Below are 25,771 nucleotides of genomic sequence, written 5' to 3'. Positions count from 1 at the left end.
TGACGCCGGTTTCAGGCCACCGGTAAAATGATAGAGAACAAAGTGCCTTCGCCGATCTTGCTCTCTACGGTAATGGTTCCTTTGTGGTTGAGAATAATATTCTGGGTGGAGGTAAGGCCCAGGCCGGTACCCTTGGTCTTATTGGTAAAGAAGGGGTCGAACAGCCTTGCCTTGTTCTCTTCCGGGATGCCGATGCCGTTGTCTGCAATACGGATATAGACTTTTCCGTTCTCATGCGCCGTGCTTATGCGAAGCACCCCTTCATCCGGGGTCATGGCCTCAATGGCATTGATAAAAAGATTTAACAGGGCGATATTCATCTTTTCCTCGTCTACCAATAGTTTAACCTCCTCTTCCATATAATCCTCTTTCAGCCGGATGCCATTGAGTTGCAGCCGGTCTTCCGAAAGAGACAATGCTTTATGCACCATTTCGTTGGCATCCATTTCATGGAGATGCAATTCCATCATGCGGGTGGATTGCAGCATTTCCGTGACGAGGTGATTGATACGGGTGCAATTCCTTTCAATAATGTCCAGGTAAAGCTGGGCATCTTCCTGCGCTGTGGGCATATCCTGTTTGAACTGGCCTACGGCCAGCAGGATGTTGGTGAGCGGGTTCCGCACTTCGTGGGCAATTACCCGCGCAATGCGGCCGGTGATCACAAATTTTTCCTGGTGCTGCTTCTCCAGCTCCTCCCTTTTCTTATCGGTAATGTCTTCCGCCACGCAGAGGAAGGTGCCGAGCTTTTCATCAAGTTTACTGGCATTCACCAGCACATCCAGCTTCTGGCCGTTTTGGGTCTTGAATGTAAATTCTTTCTGTGTGATGGCGTTCTCCTCGCAGATGTCCAGCAGGAATTGCAGGGCTTCGGCTTCCATCATGAACAGGTCTTTCAGGTTCATTTTCAACAGCTCTTCCCGCGGGTACTGGAGTTTTTTCCGGGCGATGGGATTTACTTCGATGATATTTTTATTACAGTCTGCCAGGATGATCAGGTCATGGGATTTTTCGAAAATACCGAAATACTTTCTTTCGTTCTCCGCGATGGTTTGCAGGTGCTTGTGCTCCATGATACTGTAACGGATAGCCCTTTCCAGGTCAGGTCCCCCGATCTCGCCCTTGACGAGATAGTCCGTAGCCCCGGCCATCATGGCTTCGTTGTCAATCGCGTAATCCCCTTTACCGGTAAGCACGATCACCGGTGCTTCATAACCGATATGCTGAAAATGGCGGAGTATATCCAGCCCGGTATGGCGGCCCAGGCGGTAATCTACCAGGTACAGCGCATGTTGTTTCCGCTCTATTGCGGCTACGCCCGTTTCATAGGTCGGGCACCATTCAACATGGTACTGATTTGGGGCAACGTCCTGCAAAAGGCTGTTGACCAGAAAGAAATCATCCTCATCGTCATCGATCATCAGAATGTGTTGCTTGGCATCTTTCATGATTTGCATCTGTATTTTATACAACGCGTTATTCTTCGCGTGATTGTTTCAGCGGTAAAATGATCACGAAGGTGGCGCCTTTATCGGGGTATCCGAAAGCCCTGATGTAACCGTTATGGGCGTCCACGATCTTTTTGCAGATCGCCAGGCCGATGCCTGTTCCCTTATATTCGCTTACGCCATGCAGCCGCTGGAAAATAAGGAATATCCGTTCCGCATATATCTGGTCAAATCCGATGCCGTTATCTTCGATCGTGATCATGCAGAACATTTCGCCCCATTTATTTTCTTTAACGATACCGGTTTCCCGGCCGGTTAACAGCTCACCTTTGATATTTATATTCAAAGCACGGTCAGGATGCGCAAATTTGATGGAATTGGAGATCAGATTCTGAAATAACTGGTGAAGGGCGGTATCATTGCCTTCCACTTCGGGCAGCTTGTCAAAGATGATGCTTCCTTTTTTTTCAAGCAAAGCCACTTCCAGGTCTCCGCTGACATCCTGCAACAATCTGTTCATGTTTACCGGCATCATTGTTTCCGGCATGATGCGGCCTGCGCGGGAAAATATCAGCAGATCGTTGATCAGCACCCGCATCCGGGAAACGGCCGCCACCATGCGATTGATCAGTTCCGTCGCTTCGGGTTCCAGCTCATTGCCGTATTTGGACTGAAGCCGGTCGCTGAAGGTGGATATCTTACGCAGGGGTTCCTGCAGGTCGTGGGAGGCAACATAGGCAAACTGTTCCAGTTCCTGGTTGGATTTGTTCAGCAACGCTATATTATCCTGCAGCTCCCGCTGGTAGAGCTTCATACGGGCTTCGATATGCAGCTGCAGCCGGAACTCGTTGTTGAGCACAATATAGGAATACACACCAATAAGAATGGCAAACAGGGAGATAATGAACACTACCGGTATCCATAAATTGGAGAAAAATTCGAACAGGCGGGAGTTCTCATATAACTGGGCTTCCTCGATCTCCGTCATCCTGTTCACTTTCCGGTCTATCAGGTCCATGGACACTTCGCCTTCGCCAACGGAAATGCGGCGGCCTTTAACAAAGTCTTTCTGCTCGCCGGCGGTGAGTTGCTTATACTTCACGTCCAGCAACTGTTTGAGTGTGTCCAGATTACGTTGCTGCTCCGGATCGTCCATGATCAGGCGCAGGTTGCGGTACTCTTTTTCGATCTTCAGGCTGCGCTCTTCCATGCTGGGGCGAAGGAAAGTCTCCTTCTTCGTCAGGTTATATCCCCTTATCGCTGCTTCGGCATCCTTTAGCTGCTTCGTGATCCTTTCCAGCCGCTTGGCAACTTCTATAGTATGATTGAGCCTGTTGGCATTGTGCATCAGATTTTTTCCGATAAGATAAGACAGCACAGAGGCGCCTACGATGATCGTGAAAGCGATAAAAAATCCGATCCTGATCTTTTTATGTACGCTGATATGCATTGCTACAAGTTACTTAAAAACAAATACTTACAAATATCTGCCTCGCTTCATTCCTGTGAAAGATTTTCTACAGTCTGAAAACGGTTTTCTACAAAGACAGGGGAAGAAAACCCTCCCTGCTGCATTTTTACACAGTACTGCCGGCAAAGCTCACTGAAATTATCCATAGATGCAGTTTTTAACAGCCGTTGGAATGCAAGGGGGTGGCTGCTGATATTGTTGTTGCAAAAGGTGTTCCACCTTATACTCCGGCTTATTGGAATGGCCTTTGAAAGAATAGATATGTAATTGCATAGCAGAGATCTCAATTGTGTTACTATTCATTTTTTACACCTTAAAATTTGTGAGCCATGAAAAGCGAAGTTAATCATCCCCAGCAACCCAAACCGGGGCAGGGTCAGCAGCCACCGGGACCGGAAAAGGGCGGCCATGGCGAAGGCGGTGGCCAGCCGAAACCGGGTAATGACCGTGTGACAGAGACGCAGGAAATCCCCGACGAGATTCCAAAACGGGAAATAGACCGTAAACCCAGCAATCCGCAAACGCTGCCCACGGAAGGACCAGAACAGGGCCCGAAACCGCAGATGCCGGATAAAGGAGAAAGTGAAGAGAACAATGATGTGCAGGAACGCTCCCCTGATCTGTTAGTGGAAGATGACAGGGATACAGAGAGCCTGGTAGACAAACGTGATCGTTTCCCCTTTCCCAATAAATAATTTTCACATTGCCTGAATAAATCACCGTATAAAAACTTAATACAATGGCTACGAACAAGAATACCCGGAGCAATACCAAAACAACTGCCGCCCGGAAAAACGGCACCCCTGCACAAAAGAATGGCAGCAGGAAACCAGGGCCTGAAATGGAAAACTCAAAGTTCCATCAGCTGTTCATGGATGAGCTGAAGGACATTTACTGGGCGGAAAAACACCTGGTAAAGGCGCTGCCTAAAATGCGAAAAGCCTCAACTACCGAAGATCTGGCCAATGCTTTTGCCGATCATCTGGAAGTAACGAAGGAACATGTCAGCCGCCTGGAGGAGATATTTGACCTCATGGGCGTAAAACCCGCGGGCAAAAAATGCGAAGCCATGGAAGGGCTGGTAGCGGAAGCCCAGGAACTGATCCAGGAGGAGGAAGAATCCGTAGTGCTGGATGCGGGGCTGATCATTGCCGCGCAGAAAGTAGAGCATTACGAGATTGCCGCGTACGGCAGCCTGCGTACCCTTGCCAACCATATGGGGCATACTGCCGCCGCTGATCTGCTGGAGCAGACCTTGTCTGAAGAAAAAGAAACAGATGTTTTGCTGACCCGGATCGCGGAATCTTCTGTAAATGAAGAGGCGATGGCCGAGAACTAATTTCATTTTTCATATCAAAGGATCGATACAGTGCTGTATGGCACGGTATGGGTCCTTTGTTTTTAAAAAAACACCCCATGCAAAAATCGCAGCCCAAAAAGGAGGTGCGTCCACCTCAGCATCAGCAACGGCAGCCGGGTATCGAATCGAAAATGGTTCCCCTGCCTGTGTCCGCACCCGGGAAAGTGGCGGCCGGCGGCAGACTGCATAACAAGGTAGCGGTGATCACCGGGGGAGACAGCGGTATCGGACGTGCCGTGGCCCTGGCGTTTGCCGCCGAAGGCGCAGATGTGGCCATCGCATACCTGGATGAGGATAATGACGCTGCCGAAACGGCCGCGCAGGTGGAAGCCTGTGGGCGCAAAGCGCTGCTCATTGCAGGAGATATTGCAAGGGAACGGCAATGTGAAAAGATCGTTCGCCAGGTGGTGAAAGCATTCGGGCGTATCGACATTCTGGTGAACAACGCTGCCGTGCAATACCCGCAAAAGAAAATCGAGGACATTACGGCGGAGCAGCTGGTAAAAACTTTTTCCATCAACATTTTTGCTCAATTCTATCTGGTAAAGGCGGCCCTGCCTTTTATGCGCAAGGGCAGCGCTATTATCAATACCACTTCTGTCACGGCGTATCGCGGCAGCGGGCATCTGCTGGATTATTCCGCCACCAAGGGCGCGATCGTTGCTTTTACACGATCGCTGTCATCCATGCTGGCGCCCAAAGGCATACGGGTGAACGGCGTAGCGCCCGGGCCGATCTGGACGCCCCTCATCCCGGCTACTTTCCCTGCTTCGCATGTAGCAGCTTTCGGCTCCGATGTGCCGCTGAAACGCGCAGGCCAGCCTGCGGAAGTAGCGCCGTGTTATGTATTCCTCGCTTCAGATGACGCCAGTTATATGTCTGGTCAAATACTGCACCCAAATGGAGGAGAGATCGTTAACGGTTAAGCAATGGATCGCACACGAATATTGTGGATATCATGGATAGGGGACGAAAGAACCGGGGAATACCCGCGCACTGTGTACCCTGATCCCCACAAAAAAAAGCAGAGATGCCGTGTTCGCATCTCTACTTTTTCAGTTCACCTGATCGCTGCTGCACTACAGACCACCAAATATGATCTGTTCTTCCCTGTCCTCTACCGGGATCTTCTGCACAAAAGAATCAAACCCCGATTCATCATGAGAGGTGTACATACCATATGCATCCATCACATACCCGATGTTGCCATCCTTGTCCTCCAGCAGGTACAGCACGGAGTTATCCGAAGGGTCGGACTCTCCTTCGAACCGGTAGGTCTTGATGATCATCAGATCTTCCGGGTCGTAGATCTTTTCTCCGGTGGGCGATTGCATTCTGCCGTGATCAGACATCTTGAATTCGTTGTCGTACCCTTTTGAATGCAGTTTGTTCAATATCTGGGATAATGTGTTCATTTCACCGGGTTTATTGTTAGGCACTGGATTTTCCATAAAAAGAGTGTTTTAGTTCAGGGGTATAAAATCCAAAAGGCATGCCACTTCATTATGGCCCAATAATTGAAATACGATCTTATAGAAACTTTAACCTTACCCGTTTTCCGATACTATTCCCCCATAGTTATGCATATTTATAAGGATGACGTCCGTCCCGTTCTACGGGACGGTTTTTTTGTGCCTGCTGGTATAATGATTGTTGTTATACAGGTATAAAAATGTATCCGTATGAGAGCTTTATGGACAGGCAGCATCGGCTTCGGGCTGGTGAACATTCCGGTTAAATTATACAGCGCCATACAGGAGAGCCGCCTCGACCTGGATATGCTGGACAAGAAAGATCATGCCCATATCCGCTTCCGGCGGGTGAATGAGAACACAGGAAAGGAAGTGGCCTGGGAAAACATCGTGAAAGCGTACAACTATAATGATGAATACATCGTGCTGAATGATGCCGATTTTGAAGCGGCCAGCCCGGAGAAGAGCAAGACCATAGAAATATCCACTTTTGTGGAGACCTCGGAGATCGATGCCCTGTACTTCGAGTCGGCCTATTTCATTGAACCGCAGAAAAGCGGCGTCAAGGCGTATGAGTTGTTGGTGCGAACGCTGGAGAAGACCGGCAAAGTAGGCGTAAGCCTTTTCGTACTGCGTTCCCAGACCAGCCTTGCGCTGGTGCGCGCCAGGGACAATTACCTCATGCTGCACCGGCTGCGCTTTGCAGAGGAGATCCGGGAACCTGGTGATCTTGCGCTGCCCTCCAACGTGAAAATATCGAAGAAGGAGATCGATATGGCGGCAAAGTTGGTAGAGCAATGGTCGGAACCGTTTGACATCACCCAATATAAAGATGAATACAGAAAGGACCTGATGAAGATCATTAAAGCAAAGGCTTCCGGCAAACGTCCGGCAGCGAAGAAGATGAAGGTGGTACATACCAGGAGCACAGACCTTTTTGAACAGCTGAAAGCCAGCCTTGGCAGTAAAAAACGGGTATCATGAGTTTGGCGGCCTATAAGAAAAAAAGGGATTTTAAACAGACCTCGGAACCCCGGAGCGGCAAGGCCCGCGGGGGAGCGCACGCTTTTGTTGTACAGCGGCATCATGCCTCCCGGCTGCATTACGACTTCCGGCTGGAGGTGAACGGAGCGCTGAAAAGCTGGGCAGTGCCAAAGGGGCCTTCCCTGGACCCGGCGGACAAACGCCTGGCTATGGAAGTGGAAGATCATCCCTACGATTACAAGGATTTTGAAGGGGAAATTCCCCCCGGGAATTACGGCGCCGGATATGTGCATATCTGGGACCAGGGAACGTATGAGCTGCTGGATGACAAGGGAAAAGACTTTGATAAACAGGCATTGCAGGAATGGCGGTCCGGCAGTCTGAAAATAATTCTGCACGGCAAAAAGCTGAAAGGAGAATTTGCGCTGGTGAAGATGAAAGGAAGGGAAGAGAATAGCTGGTTGCTGATCAAGCACCGGGACCGGTATGCAAAAGAGGGATATGACAGCGAAGATCATACGCCAAAACGGATAAAGGAGAAACTGAAAGGGCCGGAAAACAACAAGGCGGCGGGAAAACGCGGAACGCGGAAGCCTGCAGCGAAACGGGCGAAGGCCCCGGCAAAACGGTCTGCCACAGCCACCCCAAAGCCCGGCCGCGCAAAGATGAAAGACATTTACAAGCCTATGCTGGCCACATTGGTGGATGCGCCCTTCGACCGCGAAGGCTGGATCTTTGAAACGAAATGGGACGGCTACCGCGCTATTGCCAACGTCAGCGATGGTGAAGCAACGCTGTATTCCCGCAACCGGCTTTCCTTCAATGAGATGTTCGCGCCGGTGGTAAAAGCCGTGGAGAAAATTCCGCATAATGTGGTGCTTGACGGCGAGGTGGTGGTGCTGGGCGCCAAAGGCCGGTCGGACTTCCAGGCCCTGCAGCAATACAAGACCACCGGAAAAGGGAAGCTGACCTATGCGGTATTTGATCTCCTTTATCTTGACGGGCATCACCTGACGGATATGACCCTGATCGAGCGCAAGGCGTTGTTGGAGGAGATCGTCCGGCAGCTGAATGATGCGGTAGTGCAGTACTCCGGCCACAAGGCCGAAAAAGGAATAAAGTTATTTGAAGATGCCGTTAAAGCGGGATGGGAAGGGATCATCGCGAAGAATGGAGAGAGCAATTATGCCGAAGGCGTCCGGAGCCAGAACTGGCTGAAGATAAAAGTGCTTAACAGGCAGGAGGCGATCATCTGCGGATATACGGAGCCGCGGGGAGGCCGGAAGCGGATGGGAGCACTGATCCTCGGTGTGTACGACAACGGCAAACTGCGGTATGCCGGCCATTGCGGCGGCGGTTTCGATCAACAGTCACTCAAAGCGATGTTTGAAAGACTGCAGCCTTACCGCCGGGAAACCTCGCCATTCAGCACAAAAATAAAAACCAATATGCCGGTCACCTGGGTGGAACCTGAACTGGTATGTGAAGTGAAGTTCTCCGAGTGGACCGGCGAAGGGATTTTCCGCCAGCCGGTCTTTGTGGCCATGCGGGAAGATAAACCGGCGGCGGAAGTGAAAAAGGAGCTGCCAAAACATTTGAAAACCATGCCTGACACCAGGAAAAAGAAGGGCGCTGCTGTAAAGCGCGCATCCGGCAAACCGCCTGCGGCAACCCGGAAGAAAAGCGGGAGCAGTTCTTCTGCCGCATCTGCATCGAAAAAGGCCACGCCGGCAGCAAAAAGCCGCCCGCGGAAATCCGGATCTTCAGCAAAAGCGGCAACCAAAGCCGGGGACAGGAATGAACGCAGCCTGCGTCTCGGCAACCGCAATGTACCACTCACCAATCAGCAGAAGATCTACTGGCCTGATGAAAAGATCACCAAGGGGGAGTTGATAGACTATTATTTGTCCGCAGCGGACTATCTGCTGCCCTACCTGAAAGACCGGCCCTTGTCATTACACCGTTTCCCCAACGGCATCAAGGGCATGAGCTTTTACCAGAAAGATCTGGACCTGGGCTCCGTTCCCTCCTGGCTGAAGACCTTTCCGGTGCTGTCGGAATCTACCGGCAAGAATGTGGACTACCTGGTCTGCAACAATACCGCAACCCTGGCGTATATGATCAACCTGGGCTGCATAGAGATCAATCCCTGGCTGTCGCGCACAGCCAAACCGGATTACCCGGACTATATCGTCATTGATCTTGATCCGGAAGATATTGCATTTGAACATGTGGTGGACACGGCCAACGTTGTGCATAAAATACTGGAAGGGTATAACATCCAGTCATTCGTGAAGACTTCCGGCGCCAGCGGCATGCATATTTATATTCCCACAGGAGCGAAATATGCATACGAGACCTGCCGGCTGTTCGCGGAGTACATTGCCAATGAGGCGCATGCGCAGCTGCCGGAAGTAACCAGTGTGATCCGCGCAAAATCCCGCCGGAAGAAAAAAGTGTATATCGACTTCCTGCAGAACAGCCGGGGACAGACGATAGCCGCGCCGTATTCCGCCCGCCCCCGTCCAGGTGCAACCGTATCCACACCCCTGCACTGGAAAGAGGTCAACAAAAAACTGGATATCCGGAACTTTCACATCGGGAATACCCTGAAACGGCTGGAAAAACACGGCGATATATGGGACGGGATCTCCCGGGTAAAGAACAACCTGAAAACCGTACTAAAACAATAGCGATGAGTATGAACAGGCAATTCAAAAAAGGCTTCATGCTAGGCATGTTTATTGGCTTTATCATTACATCTCCCCGCCGGGATGAATGGTTGAGGAAGCTGCATTGCAGGCTCACCCGTTTCCGGCGGCAGATCATGAACGGTAAAAAAGATCATTCACTTTAAAACACAGGATATGCAGGCAACAAACCAATCACCGCTCCGGCTGGCTATTATCTACGGATTTATCACATCGGCCATATGCATTGCGCTGACCATGGTGTTTTATATGACCACCTGGTTCTCGGACCTGTGGACCGGTTATATTGTGAATGGAATTTTATTCATCGGAACGCTGCTGGCCGTCATCCATTCCAACAAGGCGATGGGCGGCAGGGCATCGCTGGGCAATCTTTTTGTGGCGGGGCTTATCACGGCGGGGATCATCATCTGCATCGTGGCGGCGGCCACCATTATTTTTCACCTGGCAACAGAACCCGCGGCCACCGTAGAGACCGTAGATATCCCTTCGCAGGACGGGCGTCAAATCAGTGAATACAGTGACGACAGAAGGACAGGTTTCTGGATATTCCTGCTGAGCAATGTGTTTTTTACGAATGGGGTACTGGGCATGCTGGCAGCTTTGCTGGGTGCAGTGACCGTGAAGCGCAACCAGAAAACACCTTCGGCAAGATAGGCCCGCAGATCGCAGAATCCCTGTACCTTTGCTCCCATGTCCAAAGGCCATATTCTGATCATAGACGATGAAGACCAGCTGCGCAGGCTGTTGGTAAAGCTGCTGACCCTGGAAGGGTACACCGTATCGGAAGCCGCAAATGCGAAAGCCGCCTGGAAGCTTCTGGAACGGGAAGAAGTGCAGGTGATACTCTCCGATGTAAAACTTCCGGATGCGGATGGTGTTACGTTATCTGAAGCCATCAAAGTAAAATATCCGGAAACGGAGATCATTGTGCTGACCGCATACGGCAACATCCCTGACGGCGTAAAAGCGATCAAAAGCGGAGCATTCGACTACCTCACGAAAGGGGACGATAATAACCGGCTTCTCCCGTTGGTCAGCAAAGCGATGGACAAAGCGATGCTGCAGTTCCGTATCCGCTCCCTGGAAAACCGGATCGGCGGGAAATATGATTTTGACAATATCATCGGCCAGTCCGCCGAAATAAAAGAAGCGATAGCATTGGCCCGGAAAGTAGCCCCCACGGACGTGACCGTTTTGCTGCTCGGGGAAACCGGTGTCGGAAAAGAGGTGTTCGCACAGGCGATCCACCGCGCCAGCCAGCGGAGCAAGGAACCTTTTGTTGCGGTGAATTGCAGCGCTTTCGGGAAAGACATCCTGGAAAGCGAATTGTTCGGGCATAAAGCCGGCGCATTCACCGGCGCCGTGCGGGACAAGAAAGGATTCCTGGAAGAAGCCCGGAATGGCACCGTTTTCCTGGACGAGATCGGGGAAATGCCGCTGGAGCTGCAAGCCAAGCTGTTGCGTGTGCTGGAAACCCGTGAATTCTACAAAGTAGGCGATGCGAAACCCGTTACGGCCAATATCCGCATCATTGCCGCTACCAACCGCCAGCTGGACCAGGATATCGAAAACGGGCAATTTCGTGCGGACCTGTTCTACCGCTTGTCCGCCTTTCAGATAAAGCTCCCGTCCCTTCAGGAGCGGCGAAAAGACGTTCCCCTGCTCGCCACCTTCTTCCTCCGGCAGCTGGCGCCGAAGAACGGCAAAAAGATCACGGGCATGGACGACAGTTTTGTAAAAGCCCTGCAGCAGCACCACTGGAAAGGCAATATACGGGAGCTGCGCAACGTCATAGAAAGGGCCGTGATCCTCGCGGAAGGCCCCGTGCTGGATACATCCCTTCTCCCCTTCGAGTTTCATTTTTCCGCACCGGCCGGTACCGGCTCTTCACTAACCCTGGCGGATATGGAGAAACAACATATCATCCGCGTACTGCAACAAACAAAAGGCAACAAAACAAAAGCGGCCGAACTGCTGCAGATCGGGCTGACCACTTTATACAGCAAGATCAGGGAGTATAATATCCAATAACCCTTTCCATTTCTGCAAAACCCTTCCGTTTCTGCATGGTATCCCATGCTGCATGATCTTTCCATTGCTATGAATACCAGATGGTTATGACATCTGGCATGCCAATCGCATATCCCCGCGAAACAAAACAGACGATCATGTCACCAGACATTTTGCACATCCTCTCATTTTTCATCAACAAAAAACTGCTGATATGCTTACCGCTTCACTCCTGTTAGCCGGCCTACTTTGCTTCCGGCTATTATTTAAATCGGTTGACTTTTTTGAAAAGATATGATCATGAACGCACTATTCATTTTGTCCATCCTGGTTTTCGTGTACATGATCTATGTATTGCTGAAACCGGAAAAATTTTGACAGCAACTTATTCCTTAAACGATGAATACAGCATTATCGGGCGTTATAGCCATATTTGCGCTAACACTGATCCTGGCGCTGCCACTCGGGCGATACATTGCCAAAGTGTTCGCAGGCGAAAAAACATGGCTTGATTTCCTGGCCCCCTTTGAACGCGGAATATACCGGCTCTGCGGCATCAACCCGCGGGAAGAAATGAACTGGAAACAGCATCTGAAAGCATTGCTGACCATCAATTTGTTGTGGTTCGTATATGCCTTTTTCCTGCTGATCTTCCAGGGTAGCCTGCCACTGAACCCGGACTGGAACGCCGGGCAAACCCCGGACCTGGCGTTCAATACCGCCATCAGTTTTCTCGTCAACTGCAATCTGCAGCACTATTCCGGCGAGTCGGGGCTCACCTATCTTACACAATTGTTCGTGGTCACCTTCCTGCAATTCGTAACGGCTGCAACCGGTATTGCAGCATTGGTAGTAGTGTTCAGGGCTTTGAAGGATAAAACCACTACCAGGCTCGGCAATTTCTGGGACATCCTGGTGAAGGCCAATACCCGCCTGCTGATCCCCCTGGCCATAGTAGTGGCGGTCGTCCTGGTATTTAATGGTACGCCTGCCAGTTATGAAGGCAGGGATACGGTCGTTACCCTGCAGGGCGATACGGTGGACGTATCCAGGGGCCCGGCGGCGGGCATGATCGCCATCAAACAGCTGGGAACGAACGGCGGTGGCTGGTTTGGTGTGAACAGCAGTCATCCGCTGGAGAACCCGAACTACCTGACCAATATAGTAGAGACTGTCAGCATTTTGCTCATCCCCGTGGCGCTGATCTTTGCTTTTGGTTTTTACATCCGGCGCAGGAAGCTCTCGCATGTGATCTTTGGCGTGATGACGCTCGGCTTCGTTTTGCTCTGCGCCGTTTCCATTTATGCGGAAATGCAGGGGAATCCGGCCATTGACCGGCTGGGTATAGCGCAAACCTCCGGCAGCATGGAGGGAAAGGAAGTCAGACTGGGAGCGGCTGCCTCGGCCTTCTGGGGCATAGCCACCACCGCTACTTCCAATGGTTCCGTGAATGCGATGCACGACAGTATGACGCCATTGAGCGGTGGCGCACAGATGCTGGATATGATGATCAATGCGCTGTATGGCGGCGTTGGTGTGGGCCTGCTCAATTATTTCGTGTTCCTGATCATCGCCGTATTTATTTCCGGCCTGATGGTAGGGCGCACACCGGAATTCCTGGGGCATAAGGTGGAAGCCCGGGAAATAAAGATCGCGGCGCTGATCGCCCTGCTTCATCCTTTCCTGATCCTGGCAGGCACAGCGCTCGCGTCCTGGTACCAGGTGCACGGCTACGCAGATTCCGGCAACTGGCTCAACAATCCCGGTTACCACGGGTTTTCCGAAATGCTGTATGAATACAGCTCCGCCGCCGCCAATAACGGCTCCGGCTTTGAAGGTCTTGGTGACAACAATATCTTCTGGAACGTCAGCACCGGTTTTGTGCTCATCCTTTCGCGCTTCCTGCCGATCATCGGTCCCGTTGCCATCGCAGGCCTCCTGGCGCAGAAGAAATACATTCCGGAGTCGGCCGGAACACTGAAAACAGATACCGCCACATTCGGACTGATGACCTTTGCCGTGATCCTGATCCTTGCAGCATTATCATTCTTTCCCGCGCTGGTATTGGGGCCCATCGCCGAATATTTTTCCCTTTATTAATGCAAAAGTGAAAGCAAAATGAGCAAACATTCCCATAACAGATTATTTCCGAAGGAGCTGCTGGCCGCCAGTCTGAAGCAATCCTTCATCAAGCTGAACCCCCGGCTGCTGATCAGAAATCCGGTGATGTTCACGGTAGAGCTCGGCACGGCCGTCATGCTGATCGTTACGCTTTACACACTATTCACCGGAGATGCCACGCAGGGCAGCTTCGGCTATAACCTGACGGTCTTTATCCTGCTGTTATTGACGGTGCTTTTCGGCAACTTCGCGGAAGCCATCGCCGAGGCAAGGGGCAAAGCCCAGGCGGAAAGCCTTCGCAGAACGCGTGAAGAAACGCCTGCCAAAAAAATACTGGCCGTCGGCGAAATATTTACAGACGAGATCAAAGTGGTACCCTCTTCCCAACTTCATAAAGGGGACCTTTTCGTTTGCGAGGCCGGAGATCTTATTCCGGCGGATGGGGAGATCGTAAGAGGATTGGCCAGTATTGACGAATCCGCGATCACCGGTGAATCCGCTCCGGTGATCCGCGAAGCAGGCGGAGATAAAAGCAGCGTGGTGGGCGGTACCAAAGTGTTGAGTGACCGCATCGTTGTGCGGGTTACCACGGAGGCCGGCGAATCTTTCCTCGATAAGATGATCGCGCTGGTAGAAGGCGCCTCCCGTCAGAAAACACCGAATGAAATTGCCTTGACGATACTGCTGGCCAGTTTTACATTGGTGTTCATTATTGTGTGCGTAACGCTGAAGCCTTTTGCCGATTATGCGCAAACACCCGTCACCATTGCGGCCTTCATTTCCCTGTTTGTTTGCCTTATTCCCACTACGATCGGCGGGTTGTTGTCCGCTATCGGCATTGCGGGGATGGACCGCGCGTTGCGCGCCAATGTGATCACCAAATCCGGCAAGGCGGTGGAAACCGCGGGTGATGTGGATGTGCTGCTGCTGGATAAGACGGGAACGATCACTATCGGCAACCGCCGGGCCACAAATTTCTATGCCGCCCATAATATTTCCGGGGAAGAATTTATCCGGACCAGCGTGCTCAGCTCCCTGGCGGATGAAACCCCTGAAGGCAGATCTATTGTTGAACTTGCCGGGAAATCGGCCGTGAGCGGGCTTTCCGTTGCCGGTGCTGCCCTGGTGAAGTTCACCGCGGAAACCCGCAGCAGCGGGATTGATCTGCCTGATGGCACGCGCATCCGTAAAGGTGCGTACGACGCCATCCGCGATCTCTCACAAAAAGCGGGGAATGCTTTCCCGGAAGAAACGCTGATGATGGTCAACCAGATCTCCGGTAACGGCGGAACGCCGCTGGTAGTTGCCGTGAATGGTATGGTGAACGGCGTGATCGAATTGCAGGACATCATCAAACCGGGCATACAGGAAAGGTTTGAGCGTCTCCGCAGGATGGGCGTAAAAACGGTGATGGTAACGGGAGACAATCCCCTCACTGCCAGGTACATTGCGGAAAAAGCGGGTGTGGACGACTTCATTGCCGAAGCCAAACCGGAGGACAAGATGCACTATATCCGGAAAGAACAGACCGAAGGCCGCCTGGTAGCCATGATGGGCGATGGCACCAACGATGCGCCGGCATTGGCGCAGGCTGATGTGGGCGTGGCGATGAACAGCGGTACGCAGGCGGCCAAGGAAGCCGGTAATATGGTGGATCTCGACAATGATCCTACCAAGCTGATCGAGATCGTGGAGATCGGCAAACAATTGCTGATGACCCGCGGAACACTCACCACCTTCTCCATCGCGAACGATGTGGCCAAGTACTTTGCGATCGTGCCGGCCCTGTTCATCCTGTCCATTCCGGCTTTACAGGGTATCAATATCATGCGCCTGCACAGCCCGGAAACAGCGATCCTGAGCGCCGTGATCTTCAACGCCATTATTATTCCGCTGCTGATACCGCTGGCATTGAAAGGGGTGGCTTATCGCCCCATCGGCGCCAGCGCCCTGCTGCGCCGCAACCTGTTGTTATATGGTGTGGGCGGCATGATCGTACCTTTCATCGGCATCAAGCTGATTGACATGGTAGTTGCTTTATTTTATTAAAATCTGATTGACATGAAAAGATATCTGTTGCCTGCCCTGAAACTGACCCTGGTGCTGGTCATCCTCACCGCCGGGATTTACCCGCTGCTGATCGCAGGCATAGCAAAATTGGCTCCCGGTGGCGGGAATGGCATAACGGTAACGCATAATGGAAGCGTAGTCGGTTACGCGAATGTGGGCCAGCACTTCCGGAGCGATGCATATTTCCAGGGTCGGCCTTCCGCTGTGGACTACAATGGCGGCGGCTCGGGCGGCTCCAACAAGGGGCCATCCAATCCCGATTATCTGGCTATTGTACAGGAAAGGATCGACACCTTCCTGGTGCATAATCCTGCCGTTCAGCGGAAAGATATACCGGCGGAGCTGGTCACCGCCTCCGGTAGCGGTCTGGACCCTCACCTGTCACCCGCCGCAGCATTGCTGCAGGTGCCCAGGATCGCGAAAGCCCGCGGGATCCCGGAAGAGAGGCTGAAACAACTGGTGGCCGCAGAAACAAACGGACCGCTGCTGGGGATGTTCGGTCCTTCAACGGTGAACGTTCTGCAGCTTAACGTTGCACTGGACGGATTGAAATAGCGAATGCATCGGCAGGGCTTTTAAAGAAGATTCACATAGGAGTATTATATCAATAGAAAAAGATGAAGAAGACATTATTAATGACCGCATGTTCTATCCTCGCGCTCAACACAATGGGGCAGGCTGTAAAAGAAGACCAACCGAAATTTACATTTTCAGGTTATGTGGAAGCATATTATACGTTCGATTTTAATGAGCCGGCAGACCATACCCGTCCCGGTTTCTTATACAACCACGTCCGGCACAATGAGATGAACATCAACCTGGCCATGCTGAAGGGCAGTTATACGAGTGACCGGATACGCGCGAATGTTGCCATTATGGCCGGTACTTACCCGCAGTATAACCTGGCCGCGGAACAGGAACTGGTGAGACATATTTACGAAGCAAATGTTGGCGTGCGCATCGGGAAGAACGTTTGGGTGGATGCGGGTATTTTGCCCTCCCATATCGGGTTTGAAAGTGCGGTCTCCAAAGACTGTCTTACGCTCACGCGCAGCATCATGGCAGAAAATACTCCTTACTACGAAGCCGGTGCAAAGATCACCTGGTCGCCGGACGACAAATGGACCCTCGCCGCCATGTACCTCAATGGCTGGCAACGCATCAAACGCCCGGATGGCAACCAGACCCCTGCTTTCGGTACGCAGGTGACATTCAGGCCAAATGAAAAGGCAACCCTGAACTGGAGCACTTTCATCGGCAACGACAAGCCGGACCCGGCACGCCGGATGCGTTATTTCAATGATGTTTACGGTATCTTTAACATCACGGACAAATTCAGCCTGGCCGCCGGTTTCGACTATGGCCTGGAGCAGCAACAGAAAGGTGAAAACGACCTGTATCACTGGTACGGTTCCGCCCTGATCGTGAAATATGCCTTTACAGACAGGTTGGCGTTGGCGGCGCGATATGAATATTTTGATGATGAAGACGGTGTGATCATTGCCACCGCCACGCCAAACGGGTTCAAAACCGGTGGGTACTCCCTGAACTTCGATGTGGCGCCTGCGGATAACGTACTCTTCCGCATAGAAGGGAAATACTATGACAGCAGGGACGATATTTTTATGAAGCATACGGACTTAAAGCATAACAATGTTTCGGTCGCCGCTTCGCTGGCCGTTTCGTTCTGACCAGACCGCTTTTCCCCGTGGCGCCCGGCGGGAGCGCCACGGAAGTTTAAATTTGACAGCGCATGATGCAAGGGTTACTATATCCGCGCCAAAAGGCAGGAAAGGGGCAGTTCAAGATCTACATCGGTATGAGCGCCGGTGTGGGCAAGAGTTACCGGATGCTGCAGGAGGCGCATGCCATGCTGCGCCAGGGAGTGAACGTACAGATCGCATATATCGAAACGCATGGCAGAAAAGAGACAGAGGCGCTGCTGGAAGGGTTGCCGGTCATTCCCCGGCGGCAGGTGTTCTACAAAGGCAAGATGCTGGATGAGCTGGACCTCAATGCCGTTCTGCTGCTGGCGCCTGAATGGGTCATTGTGGATGAGCTGGCCCATTCCAATATTCCCGGCTCAAAAAATGAAAAACGCTGGCAGGATGTGATGGACCTGTTGCAGGCTGGCATCAATGTGATCTCTGCTGTGAACATCCAGCATATGGAAAGCATCAACCACCAGGTGAAAACCATCACCGGTGTGGACGTGCAGGAGCGGGTGCCGGACAGCATGCTGCAGATCGCGGATGAAGTGGTGAATATCGATCTCACTGCGGATGAGCTGATCACCAGGCTTAAGGAAGGGAAGATCTATGACAGGAGCAAAGTAGAGGGCGCATTGCGCAACTTTTTCCAGGCGGAGAAAATACTGCAGTTGAGGGAGCTGGCGCTGAGAGAGGTCACTTCCCAGGTGGAAAGGAAAGTGGAGTCGGAGGTCCCGCGCAGCCAGCAGATGCGCCATGAGCGGTTTATGGCCTGTATTTCCAGCAATCAGACGATTGCGCAAAAGGTGATCCGGAAAACGGCCCGGCTGGCAGCTTATTATCACGGCGAATGGTTTGTGCTGTATGTGCAGACGCCCCGGGAAAACGCGGGCCGCATCAAATTATCCGATCAGCGCCATCTCATCAATAACCTGAAGCTGGCAACGGAGCTTGGTGCGGAAGTTATCCGGCGTCAGGATGGGGATATTGTGGAAGCCATTATGCAAACGGCGGTGGAAAAGGACATCACCACCATCTGTATCGGAAAGCCGCATATCAGTTTGTTTGGTATAATTTTACGCACGGATATCTTTTCCCGGCTGCTGAAAACAACATCCACCCGGGAAATAGATCTCGTAATTCTGTCATGACGCGGATAAATCTCAAAACAAAGATCACACTGGGCGTATTGTTCCTGTTCATGATGCTGATGATCGTCAGCATCATGGGTTACTATTACCTCAACCGGGTGAACCGTGAGGCCGGCGTGATCCTGCAGGATAATTATGAGTCGCTCGAATATGCGAAGAAAATGCTCCAGGCCCTGGAGAGCAGGGATACTGCGACGTTCCTCACCAGCCTGAGACAACAGGAAGCCAACATCACAGAGCCGGGAGAGGAAAAGATCACAGCGCTGGTGCGGCAGCATTTTATGGGCGGTCAATATGATCTCACCCGGCATGATCTTTTTACGATCATGGAGCTGAACATGAACGCCACTGTAAAAAAGAATGAACGCAGTAAGGCTACGGCGGACAAAGCATTGCTCTACATTGCGTTGATCAGCGGCGTCTGTTTCCTGTTGAGCATCACATTCGTCTACAACTTTCCCGGTTATATCGCCAACCCTATCCGGGAGCTGACCGAGGGGATCAAAGGCATTGCGCAGAAAAGGTACGAGCAGCGCCTGTACTTCAGATCAGGTGACGAATTTGGGGAACTGGCCACCGCATTCAACACCATGGCCCAAAAGCTGGATGAATACGAGCATAGCAACCTCGCCCGTATCCTCTTCGAGAAAAAGCGGGCAGAAGCGGTGATCAGCAGCCTGAAAGACGCCACCATCGGGATAGACGACAAGGGCGCCATTCTCTTTGCCAACACAGAGGCCCTGCAATTGCTGAATATGGAAGAAAAAGAGGTGGCCGGATACGATGCGGCAACGGTCGCAAAGCATAACGACCTGCTCTATTTTCTCCTGCATAACCGGGAACAGGGGCCGGTAAAGATCGTGGTGAACGGAAAGGAAAGCTTCTTTACCCATGAAACGGCGGATATCCATCATGAGTCCGGCCGCATCGGTTATATCATCGTATTAAAGAATATCACGGCGTTCAGGGAGCTGGACCTGGCCAAAACACATTTTATCGCCACGATCTCGCACGAACTGAAAACGCCGCTGGCCACAACGGACATCAGCCTCAAACTGCTGGAAGATGCGCGGACAGGCCAGTTGAACCCGGAACAGCAGGAACTGCTGGAAAGCATCCGGCAGGATAACCGCCGCATGATCCGGATGGTGAGCGAGCTCCTGGATTTCTCCCGTGTGGAAAGCGGCAACATCCAGTTGCAGATACAACCGGTTTCGCCGGACAATATCCTGCAGTATGCGCTGGATACGGTGCAGAAACAGGCGGAAGGAAAGCAGGTGAAGATCCTCACCACATCTGCCCCCGGCGCCGGAATGCTCATCGCGGATGCGGAGAAGAGCGCCTGGGTGCTGGTGAACCTGCTGACCAATGCCATCCGTTACTCACCTGCCGGCGGTGAGGTAGAACTGGATGTTCAGCCCTCGGGCAAGGATAAACTGGTGTTCAGCGTGCGGGACCATGGCAAAGGGATTGACCCGGCCTTTTCCCGGAAGGTATTTGAACGTTTCTTCCAGGTGCCCGGCTCGGATGATGGCAAGGGCAGCGGGCTTGGGCTGGCCATCGCCAAAGAGTTCATTGAGGCGCAGGGCGGCGCCATCGGCGTGGAAAGCGCTCCGGGGAAAGGCAGCCGTTTCTGGTTTTCCCTGCCTATGCAATGACATATCCTGGCAGTTCCGCCGCCTTTCCCGCAACATATGCGCAAGCCTTAATACCATGAAGCGTTTCCTTCCCGGCATATCGGTCCGTTCGCGATAAAGCGCCGGTTGCGCTGCATGTTCATCAACCCTCAGGATTACCATGATCTATTTTTGCAATATTTTAACCCTTTGGTTTATAACATTCCATTAAATTTGCCTGATTAATCTTTTTGCCAGGCATTTAAACGTATTATGAAAAAATTACTTTTTACATTAGGTCTTATCGCGGTTTCCATGGGAGTCTTCGCACAGGATAATATGGCTGGATCAGCCGTGGGTAAAGCAAAGAAGCGGGCAATCTACTCCCGTGACTTCCTCATGATACAGCTGTCTTACGATGGCTGGGCGCAGGCGCCGGATAGTTTGAACACCAAGGGTCTGCCCCGCGGTTTCAATATTGCCCTGATGTATGATTTCCCGATCAAGGCAACGAAGTTCAGCTTTGCGGCCGGTTTGGGTATCAGCACCAGTAGTGTTCCCCTGGATGGAAAGGTGCTGGATATGTCTAACGGGAACTCCACCGCAGTACGTTTCGTAAATTCTGACACTTACAAGAAATACAAAATAGCGACCTCCTACCTTGAGATTCCGCTGGAATTCCGCTTCCGCCAGGTGGCTGATAATGCCAACAAAGGCTTCAAAGCGGCTATCGGCGCTAAAGTAGGGATGTTGGTGAATGCCCATACCAAGGGCAAGAACACCCTGGGCGGCGAAAAGAACATCATCAAAGAGCAGAACAAGCGTTTCTTCAACCCCTGGCGCTTTGCTGCCACAGCACGCGTAGGGTACGGCAACATCGGGCTGTTCACGGCGGTGAACCTCAACCCGCTGTTCAAGGATAATACAGGGTCTGATATCCGTCCTTACTCTATCGGTATCACATTAAGCGGGCTATAATCAGCTTTTTTAATACAGGATCGCCGGAAGTTGACAAGCTTCCGGCGATTTTTTATTGATGGCAGACATTTCGCTCATTTCCCCGTAAACACCGCTTTCCGCTTTTCCAGGAAGGCGTTTATCCCCTCCGCGTTATCCGCGGTATTCCCCGCGATCTCCTGGCAATACGCCTCATACTCCAGCACCGCGTCCAGGTTTTCCGTCATGCCTTTGGTGAGCATTTTCTTCAGCATGCCGATGGCTTTGGTGGGCGCAGCGGCATAAAACGCTGCTTCGGCCTGCACGGCGGCATCCAGTTCCTCATGTTTCACTACTTTGTTGACCAGTCCAAGTGCCAGGGCTTCCGCCGCGCTCAGCTTCGTGGCTTTGGTGGCCAGCTCAAAAGCGCGGTGATACCCGATGCTGCGCGGCAGGAAGTAAGACGAACCGGAATCCAGCACCAACGCGATATTGATGAATATCTCTATCATGGAAGCGTTCTCCGAAGCGATGATCACATCGCAGGCCAGCGCCAGGGAGCATCCCGCTCCGGCCGCAACCCCGTTCAGCCGGCAGATCACCGGCTTTGGCATGTTGCGGATGGCGCGGATGATGGGGTTGTAGCGCTTGTGCAGCGATTCCCCGAGGTTGCGAGGGCCGGTACTGTCCTGCGCGGCCTTCAGGTCCTGCCCGCTGCAGAACGCTTTTCCCGCCCCGGTCAGCACTACGGCCCGGATGGTATCATCTTTTTCCGCTTTCTTAAGCGCATCCTGCAGCTCGTAGCTGAGGGCATCATTGAATGCATTGTACACATCCGGCCGGTTGAGCGTGATGGTGGCAATGCCGTTCTCCATTTTCAGATCAAGCATGTGTATGTTTTGGTGTGATGGCTATAAGGTCTCTTTCAGCCAGGAGAAGAACTCCCGCTGCCAGGTGATGGCATTTTGCGCGCTCAGCACCCAATGGTTCTCTTCCGGGAAATAAAGCAGCTTGCTTTTGATGCCTTTCAGCTGCGCAGCCTGGAAGGCCTGCAGCCCCTGTTCGATACCCACCCGGAAGTCGTTGCCGCCCTGCACGATCATGATGGGCGTGTTCCAGTTGTTCACAAAGTTGCCGGGATTGAACTGCGCATGGGTCTTTTCATTGGCTTTGTCCCAATAAGCCCCAACATCCCAGTTGGCGAACCACAGCTCTTCCGTGGTGCCATACCAGCTGCGGAGATCAAACAGCCCGTCATGTGCGATGAAAGATTTGAACCGGTTCTCATGCACGCCCGCCAGCATGAACACGGAATAACCGCCGTAACTGGCGCCCACCGCGCCGAGGCGCTGCTTGTCAACATACGGCTCCCTGCTTACATCATCGATAGCCGCGAGGTAATCCCGTATGGGCTGGCCGCCCCAGTCCTTGCTGATCGCTTCATTCCATTTCACGCCATGGCCGGGCATCCCTCTCCGGTTCGGCGCCACGACGATATATCCCTGCGCCGCCATCAGCTGGAAGTTCCAGCGGAAGGAGTAGAATTGCGAAACGGCGGCTTGCGGGCCGCCCTGGCAATACAGCAGGGTGGGGTATTTTTTTGCGGGGTCGAAGTCCGGCGGAAAGATCACCCACACCAGCATTTGCTGCCCATCGCTGGTTTTCACCCAGCGTTCTTCCACGTTGCTTTTGCCGAGGTTATCATAGATGTCGTTATTCACCGTGGACAACTGTTTCACCGCGCCTTTGGCGATATCTACGGTGTACAGCTCGCCGGCATGGTTCATATCTGCGCGGGTCACTACCAGCGTATTGCCGGCCTGGCCTACAAAGCCATTGATATCGAAGCGACCTTTGGTCAGCTGTTTGATGGCCTTGCTGCGGAGATCGATGTCAAATACCTGTTCGGTGCCTTTTACGACAGCGAGGAAAAAGATCTTTTGGCCATCGTTGCTGTAGCGGCTGGCGGATACGGTGCCATCCCAGTCCCTGGTGAGATTGCTGCGGGTGCGGGAGGCCAGGTCGTACACGATCACATCGTTCTTGTCCGCCTCAAAGCCGTCCCGCGCCATGCTGAGCCAGGTGAGTTGTTTGCCATCCGGACTGAACGCCGGTTGTACATCGTAGCCCATCATGCCTTCGGAAAGGTTTTCGGTTTTGCCGCTGAGCAGGTCGTAACTGTAAATATCCGTATTGGTGCTGATGGCGTATGCGGTGCCGTGTTTCTTTTTGCAGACGTAGATGATCTTTGTGCCGGAGGGGTCGAAGATGAAGTCTTCCGCCCCGCCGAAGGGCATCTGGGGGCAATCGAAAGGCTCATCTTTCATGATGTCCACCGGTTCGCCGGTTTTACCGGTTGCCGCGTCGTAAGTGGCGTAGAAAACATGGTTATAGCTGCCGTCTTCCCAGGTATCCCAGTGGCGGTAGTTCAGGGTGGTGTACACCTGCGCGTTGGCTTTGGGCAGATCGGGGTAAATATCCTTTGCCAGCAGCTTTTCCAGCTTCACTTCGTTGGAAAAGAGGATGTGGGTACCTTTGGGGGAGATGCGGATGTTCTGCATGCCGCCTTCCACATGGGTGCGCTGCACCGGGTTGCCGCCGTCTTTATCCATTTCCCAGAGCTGTCCTTTGTAGCTGTAGAGGATGCGGCCATCGGGAAGAGCCTGGGCGCCGGATTCCGTGCCGGGAGCGCTGGTCAGCTGCCTAGCCGTACCTCCTGCCGCCGGAATGGCATACAGGTTCCTCTCGCTTTTGTTATCCGCCAGGTTGTAACGGCTGACGCCGTATATCACGGTGCCATCGGCCGTAACGGTTTCGCCGCCTACTCTTCCCAGCTGCCAGAGCAGCTCGGGGCTCATTTTCTGTTGTGCCATACTGTGTTGAATGAATAAAATACCTGCAAACAGGAGTGTTTTACGCATTGGTGTAGATTTTGTTGTGATGAAGCATAAATTTAGGCAAAAACGAATTCATTAACTTTGCAGAAATACAGATAAAATTTTGATAGAAAAGCAACAAGTTATAGCTGGTAATGAACGGGCAGTATTGGTGGGACTTATCCATAAGGAGCAAACGGACGCCCAGGTGCAGGAATACCTGGACGAACTGGCCTTCCTGGCGGATACGGCCGGTGCGGAAGCAGTGAAACGGTTCACGCAGAAGCTGGCGCATCCTGACAGGGCCACTTTCGTAGGGAAAGGCAAGCTGGAAGAGATCCGGCAGTTCGTGGTCAGCCGGGATATATCCCTGGTCATATTCGATGACGAACTGAGCGGTTCCCAGATCTCCAATATACAGAAAGAGCTGAAGGTGAAGGTTATCGACCGGAGCGACCTGATCCTGGACATCTTTGCGCGCCGGGCACGGACCGCACAGGCCAAGGTGCAGGTAGAGCTGGCGCAGTACCAGTACATCCTGCCGAGGCTGCGCGGGATGTGGACGCACCTGGAAAGGCAGAAAGGGGGTATCGGGATGAGGGGACCCGGTGAAACGGAAATTGAAACGGACCGCCGTATTGTGAAGGACAAGATATCGCTGCTGCGCAAACGGCTTGCGGAGATAGACAAACAATCCCTCACCCAGCGGAAAGACCGCGGCGAGTACATACGTATTGCGCTGGTAGGATACACCAACGTCGGCAAAAGCACATTGATGAACCTGCTCAGCAAAAGCGAAGTGTTCGCAGAGAACAAACTCTTCGCCACGCTGGACACCACCACCCGCAAGGTGGTATTTGAGCAGACGCCTTTCCTGCTGAGCGATACCGTTGGTTTCATCCGCAAACTGCCCCATCATCTCGTGGAAAGCTTCAAATCAACACTTGATGAAGTGCGCGAAAGCGACATCCTCATGCATGTGGTGGACATCTCTCATCCGAAGTATGAAGACCAGATAGAAGTGGTGAACCGTACGCTGACGGAACTGAAGGCGCTGGACAAGCCCACCATTCTCATCTTCAATAAAATGGACCTGTATGAAAAGCAGACCTTTGATGAATGGCTTGCGGACGATATAAAAGCAGACATCCTGCAACAGCTGAAAGAAAGCTGGCAGCATAAAACCCATGGCAACTGCGTATTCGTATCCGCCACCGAACGCCGCAATATCGATGAGCTCCGGAAAACGATACTGGACAAGGTGATCGACCTTTACCGGGAACGGTATCCATATAAATCGGAATACTTCTTTTAGTGCGGGGAAAGGTTCCGGCATTGATCGAAGCCGGATATCGAAGCCAGACCATTTCGTGCAGGCGGATATGGCGTTATCGCATTCTGCCGGCGTAAATATCAAGGATATCCTTCCATTTATATAACAGCTGAACAAATGAGCAAACAATACAACTGGTACCGGCTCACAGATGCGGATGATATGGTGGCTGCGGAACAGGTGATCGTGGTGCATGAAGTAAAAGGGAAAAAGATATGCTTTTCCCGCTTCCAGGGGCAGCTGTTCGCCTTCGCGTACAAATGTCCGCATGCAGGCGGACCAATGTCTGAAGGATCTGTGGATGCGCATGGGAACGTTGTTTGTCCGCTTCACCGCTACAAATTCAGTTTACGGAACGGCTACAATAGCAGCGGGGAAGGGTTTTATCTGCGCACCTACCCGGTGGAGCAGCGTGAAGACGGTATTTATGTAGGTATGGAAAAGAGCTGGCTCGGATTTTAAATAGTCTTTCATCAGTTGCCAACAAAAAGATAATTTGC

At 52.4% G+C, this 25,771-nt stretch carries 23 protein-coding genes; 18 read left to right on the top strand and 5 right to left on the bottom strand.

Annotation, left to right across the window (positions count from 1 at the left end; all coding sequences use genetic code 11):
- Positions 1 to 11 precede the first annotated feature (11 nt).
- Positions 12 to 1,448 (bottom strand): hybrid sensor histidine kinase/response regulator, encoded by a 1,437-nt coding sequence (locus tag FW415_RS03510; RefSeq protein ID WP_168208649.1) that lies wholly within the window; start codon positions 1,446 to 1,448, stop codon positions 12 to 14.
- 28 nt (positions 1,449 to 1,476) lie between these two features.
- A complete protein-coding gene (locus FW415_RS03505) occupies positions 1,477 to 2,898 on the bottom strand; it encodes an ATP-binding protein (protein WP_148382909.1) in 1,422 nt (473 codons plus the stop codon).
- Positions 2,899 to 3,248: 350 nt separating this feature from the next.
- On the opposite strand from FW415_RS03505, the gene FW415_RS03500 reads away from it, so the two are divergent.
- From FW415_RS03500 to FW415_RS03490, 3 genes are all read left to right on the top strand, one after another.
- Positions 3,249 to 3,614: a hypothetical protein gene (locus FW415_RS03500; protein WP_148382908.1), complete on the top strand. Its 366-nt coding sequence runs from the start codon at positions 3,249 to 3,251 to the stop codon at positions 3,612 to 3,614.
- Between the two features lie 44 nt (positions 3,615 to 3,658).
- Complete coding sequence (locus FW415_RS03495; protein ID WP_148382907.1) at positions 3,659 to 4,258, top strand: ferritin-like domain-containing protein; 600 nt, start codon at positions 3,659 to 3,661, stop codon at positions 4,256 to 4,258.
- A gap of 77 nt (positions 4,259 to 4,335) precedes the next feature.
- Positions 4,336 to 5,205: an SDR family oxidoreductase gene (locus tag FW415_RS03490; RefSeq protein ID WP_148382906.1), complete on the top strand. Its 870-nt coding sequence runs from the start codon at positions 4,336 to 4,338 to the stop codon at positions 5,203 to 5,205.
- Between the two features lie 153 nt (positions 5,206 to 5,358).
- Here the strand turns inward: FW415_RS03490 and FW415_RS03485 are convergent, their stop codons facing one another.
- Positions 5,359 to 5,694, bottom strand: a complete 336-nt coding sequence (locus tag FW415_RS03485; protein ID WP_246858894.1) for a hypothetical protein — start codon at positions 5,692 to 5,694, stop codon at positions 5,359 to 5,361.
- Between the two features lie 267 nt (positions 5,695 to 5,961).
- Here FW415_RS03485 and FW415_RS03480 point away from each other — a divergent pair, with 267 nt between their 5' ends.
- The 13 genes from FW415_RS03480 to FW415_RS03425 all read left to right on the top strand — a co-directional run bounded on the left by FW415_RS03480 (position 5,962) and on the right by FW415_RS03425 (position 21,104).
- Positions 5,962 to 6,735 carry a Ku protein gene (locus FW415_RS03480; protein ID WP_148382904.1) on the top strand — a complete coding sequence of 258 codons (774 nt, stop codon included), beginning with the start codon at positions 5,962 to 5,964 and terminating at the stop codon, positions 6,733 to 6,735.
- Entirely contained in the window at positions 6,732 to 9,428 is a 2,697-nt protein-coding gene (ligD, locus tag FW415_RS03475) for a DNA ligase D (RefSeq protein ID WP_148382903.1), read from the top strand. Before FW415_RS03480 ends, ligD begins: the two co-directional genes overlap by 4 nt.
- A gap of 8 nt (positions 9,429 to 9,436) precedes the next feature.
- Positions 9,437 to 9,592 (top strand): hypothetical protein, encoded by a 156-nt coding sequence (locus FW415_RS24880; RefSeq protein WP_168208648.1) that lies wholly within the window; start codon positions 9,437 to 9,439, stop codon positions 9,590 to 9,592.
- A 10-nt stretch (positions 9,593 to 9,602) separates the two neighbouring features.
- Positions 9,603 to 10,103, top strand: coding sequence for a hypothetical protein (locus FW415_RS03470; RefSeq protein ID WP_148382902.1), 501 nt, complete (start codon positions 9,603 to 9,605; stop codon positions 10,101 to 10,103).
- Between the two features lie 36 nt (positions 10,104 to 10,139).
- Positions 10,140 to 11,480, top strand: coding sequence for a sigma-54 dependent transcriptional regulator (locus FW415_RS03465; protein WP_148382901.1), 1,341 nt, complete (start codon positions 10,140 to 10,142; stop codon positions 11,478 to 11,480).
- Between the two features lie 273 nt (positions 11,481 to 11,753).
- Positions 11,754 to 11,837: a potassium-transporting ATPase subunit F gene (locus FW415_RS03460; protein ID WP_371417055.1), complete on the top strand. Its 84-nt coding sequence runs from the start codon at positions 11,754 to 11,756 to the stop codon at positions 11,835 to 11,837.
- A gap of 21 nt (positions 11,838 to 11,858) precedes the next feature.
- Positions 11,859 to 13,559, top strand: a complete 1,701-nt coding sequence (kdpA, locus tag FW415_RS03455) for a potassium-transporting ATPase subunit KdpA (RefSeq protein WP_148382900.1) — start codon at positions 11,859 to 11,861, stop codon at positions 13,557 to 13,559.
- 18 nt (positions 13,560 to 13,577) lie between these two features.
- Positions 13,578 to 15,629 (top strand): potassium-transporting ATPase subunit KdpB, encoded by a 2,052-nt coding sequence (gene kdpB / locus FW415_RS03450; protein WP_148382899.1) that lies wholly within the window; start codon positions 13,578 to 13,580, stop codon positions 15,627 to 15,629.
- A gap of 12 nt (positions 15,630 to 15,641) precedes the next feature.
- Entirely contained in the window at positions 15,642 to 16,205 is a 564-nt protein-coding gene (locus FW415_RS03445; RefSeq protein ID WP_148382898.1) for a K(+)-transporting ATPase subunit C, read from the top strand.
- Positions 16,206 to 16,267: 62 nt separating this feature from the next.
- The gene (locus FW415_RS03440) at positions 16,268 to 17,341 is read left to right on the top strand and encodes a porin (protein ID WP_148382897.1); all 1,074 of its coding nucleotides are present in this window, start codon (positions 16,268 to 16,270) and stop codon (positions 17,339 to 17,341) included.
- Between the two features lie 62 nt (positions 17,342 to 17,403).
- Positions 17,404 to 18,510 carry a sensor protein KdpD gene (locus FW415_RS03435; RefSeq protein WP_148382896.1) on the top strand — a complete coding sequence of 369 codons (1,107 nt, stop codon included), beginning with the start codon at positions 17,404 to 17,406 and terminating at the stop codon, positions 18,508 to 18,510.
- On the top strand, positions 18,507 to 20,168 hold the full coding sequence (locus tag FW415_RS03430; protein ID WP_148382895.1) for an ATP-binding protein: 1,662 nt from the start codon (positions 18,507 to 18,509) through the stop codon (positions 20,166 to 20,168). Before FW415_RS03435 ends, FW415_RS03430 begins: the two co-directional genes overlap by 4 nt.
- 231 nt (positions 20,169 to 20,399) lie before the next feature.
- On the top strand, positions 20,400 to 21,104 hold the full coding sequence (locus FW415_RS03425) for a porin family protein (protein ID WP_148382894.1): 705 nt from the start codon (positions 20,400 to 20,402) through the stop codon (positions 21,102 to 21,104).
- Between the two features lie 74 nt (positions 21,105 to 21,178).
- Here FW415_RS03425 and FW415_RS03420 read toward each other — a convergent pair whose 3' ends face one another.
- Together FW415_RS03420 and FW415_RS03415 are read right to left on the bottom strand one after the other, a co-directional pair.
- Complete coding sequence (locus FW415_RS03420; RefSeq protein WP_148382893.1) at positions 21,179 to 21,952, bottom strand: enoyl-CoA hydratase-related protein; 774 nt, start codon at positions 21,950 to 21,952, stop codon at positions 21,179 to 21,181.
- Positions 21,953 to 21,973: 21 nt separating this feature from the next.
- A complete protein-coding gene (locus FW415_RS03415; protein ID WP_148382892.1) occupies positions 21,974 to 23,983 on the bottom strand; it encodes a S9 family peptidase in 2,010 nt (669 codons plus the stop codon).
- Between the two features lie 79 nt (positions 23,984 to 24,062).
- Between FW415_RS03415 and hflX the strand changes: the two genes are divergently transcribed.
- Together hflX and FW415_RS03405 are read left to right on the top strand one after the other, a co-directional pair.
- Positions 24,063 to 25,253 carry a GTPase HflX gene (hflX, locus tag FW415_RS03410; RefSeq protein WP_148382891.1) on the top strand — a complete coding sequence of 397 codons (1,191 nt, stop codon included), beginning with the start codon at positions 24,063 to 24,065 and terminating at the stop codon, positions 25,251 to 25,253.
- 135 nt (positions 25,254 to 25,388) lie between these two features.
- Positions 25,389 to 25,733, top strand: a complete 345-nt coding sequence (locus tag FW415_RS03405; protein ID WP_148382890.1) for a Rieske (2Fe-2S) protein — start codon at positions 25,389 to 25,391, stop codon at positions 25,731 to 25,733.
- The last annotated feature ends 38 nt before the right edge of the window (positions 25,734 to 25,771 follow it).

The organism is Chitinophaga sp. XS-30, from assembly GCF_008086345.1.
Taxonomy (GTDB): domain Bacteria; phylum Bacteroidota; class Bacteroidia; order Chitinophagales; family Chitinophagaceae; genus Chitinophaga.
Note: the sequence above shows the minus strand (reverse complement) of the source record. Positions and strands in the feature narration are given on the sequence as shown.

Coding starts and splice junctions, on each gene's coding strand:
- FW415_RS03420 (WP_148382893.1), bottom strand. CDS start 21,952: ATGCTTGATCTGAAAATGGAGAACGGCATTGCCACCATCACGCTCAAC.
- FW415_RS24880 (WP_168208648.1), top strand. CDS start 9,437: ATGAACAGGCAATTCAAAAAAGGCTTCATGCTAGGCATGTTTATTGGC.
- FW415_RS03495 (WP_148382907.1), top strand. CDS start 3,659: ATGGCTACGAACAAGAATACCCGGAGCAATACCAAAACAACTGCCGCC.
- FW415_RS03460 (WP_371417055.1), top strand. CDS start 11,754: ATGATCATGAACGCACTATTCATTTTGTCCATCCTGGTTTTCGTGTAC.
- FW415_RS03415 (WP_148382892.1), bottom strand. CDS start 23,983: ATGCGTAAAACACTCCTGTTTGCAGGTATTTTATTCATTCAACACAGT.
- FW415_RS03500 (WP_148382908.1), top strand. CDS start 3,249: ATGAAAAGCGAAGTTAATCATCCCCAGCAACCCAAACCGGGGCAGGGT.
- FW415_RS03465 (WP_148382901.1), top strand. CDS start 10,140: ATGTCCAAAGGCCATATTCTGATCATAGACGATGAAGACCAGCTGCGC.
- FW415_RS03510 (WP_168208649.1), bottom strand. CDS start 1,448: ATGAAAGATGCCAAGCAACACATTCTGATGATCGATGACGATGAGGAT.
- FW415_RS03405 (WP_148382890.1), top strand. CDS start 25,389: ATGAGCAAACAATACAACTGGTACCGGCTCACAGATGCGGATGATATG.
- FW415_RS03490 (WP_148382906.1), top strand. CDS start 4,336: ATGCAAAAATCGCAGCCCAAAAAGGAGGTGCGTCCACCTCAGCATCAG.
- FW415_RS03480 (WP_148382904.1), top strand. CDS start 5,962: ATGAGAGCTTTATGGACAGGCAGCATCGGCTTCGGGCTGGTGAACATT.
- FW415_RS03470 (WP_148382902.1), top strand. CDS start 9,603: ATGCAGGCAACAAACCAATCACCGCTCCGGCTGGCTATTATCTACGGA.
- FW415_RS03445 (WP_148382898.1), top strand. CDS start 15,642: ATGAAAAGATATCTGTTGCCTGCCCTGAAACTGACCCTGGTGCTGGTC.
- kdpB (WP_148382899.1), top strand. CDS start 13,578: ATGAGCAAACATTCCCATAACAGATTATTTCCGAAGGAGCTGCTGGCC.
- FW415_RS03485 (WP_246858894.1), bottom strand. CDS start 5,694: ATGAACACATTATCCCAGATATTGAACAAACTGCATTCAAAAGGGTAC.
- kdpA (WP_148382900.1), top strand. CDS start 11,859: ATGAATACAGCATTATCGGGCGTTATAGCCATATTTGCGCTAACACTG.
- ligD (WP_148382903.1), top strand. CDS start 6,732: ATGAGTTTGGCGGCCTATAAGAAAAAAAGGGATTTTAAACAGACCTCG.
- FW415_RS03440 (WP_148382897.1), top strand. CDS start 16,268: ATGAAGAAGACATTATTAATGACCGCATGTTCTATCCTCGCGCTCAAC.
- FW415_RS03435 (WP_148382896.1), top strand. CDS start 17,404: ATGATGCAAGGGTTACTATATCCGCGCCAAAAGGCAGGAAAGGGGCAG.
- FW415_RS03425 (WP_148382894.1), top strand. CDS start 20,400: ATGAAAAAATTACTTTTTACATTAGGTCTTATCGCGGTTTCCATGGGA.
- FW415_RS03505 (WP_148382909.1), bottom strand. CDS start 2,898: ATGCATATCAGCGTACATAAAAAGATCAGGATCGGATTTTTTATCGCT.
- FW415_RS03430 (WP_148382895.1), top strand. CDS start 18,507: ATGACGCGGATAAATCTCAAAACAAAGATCACACTGGGCGTATTGTTC.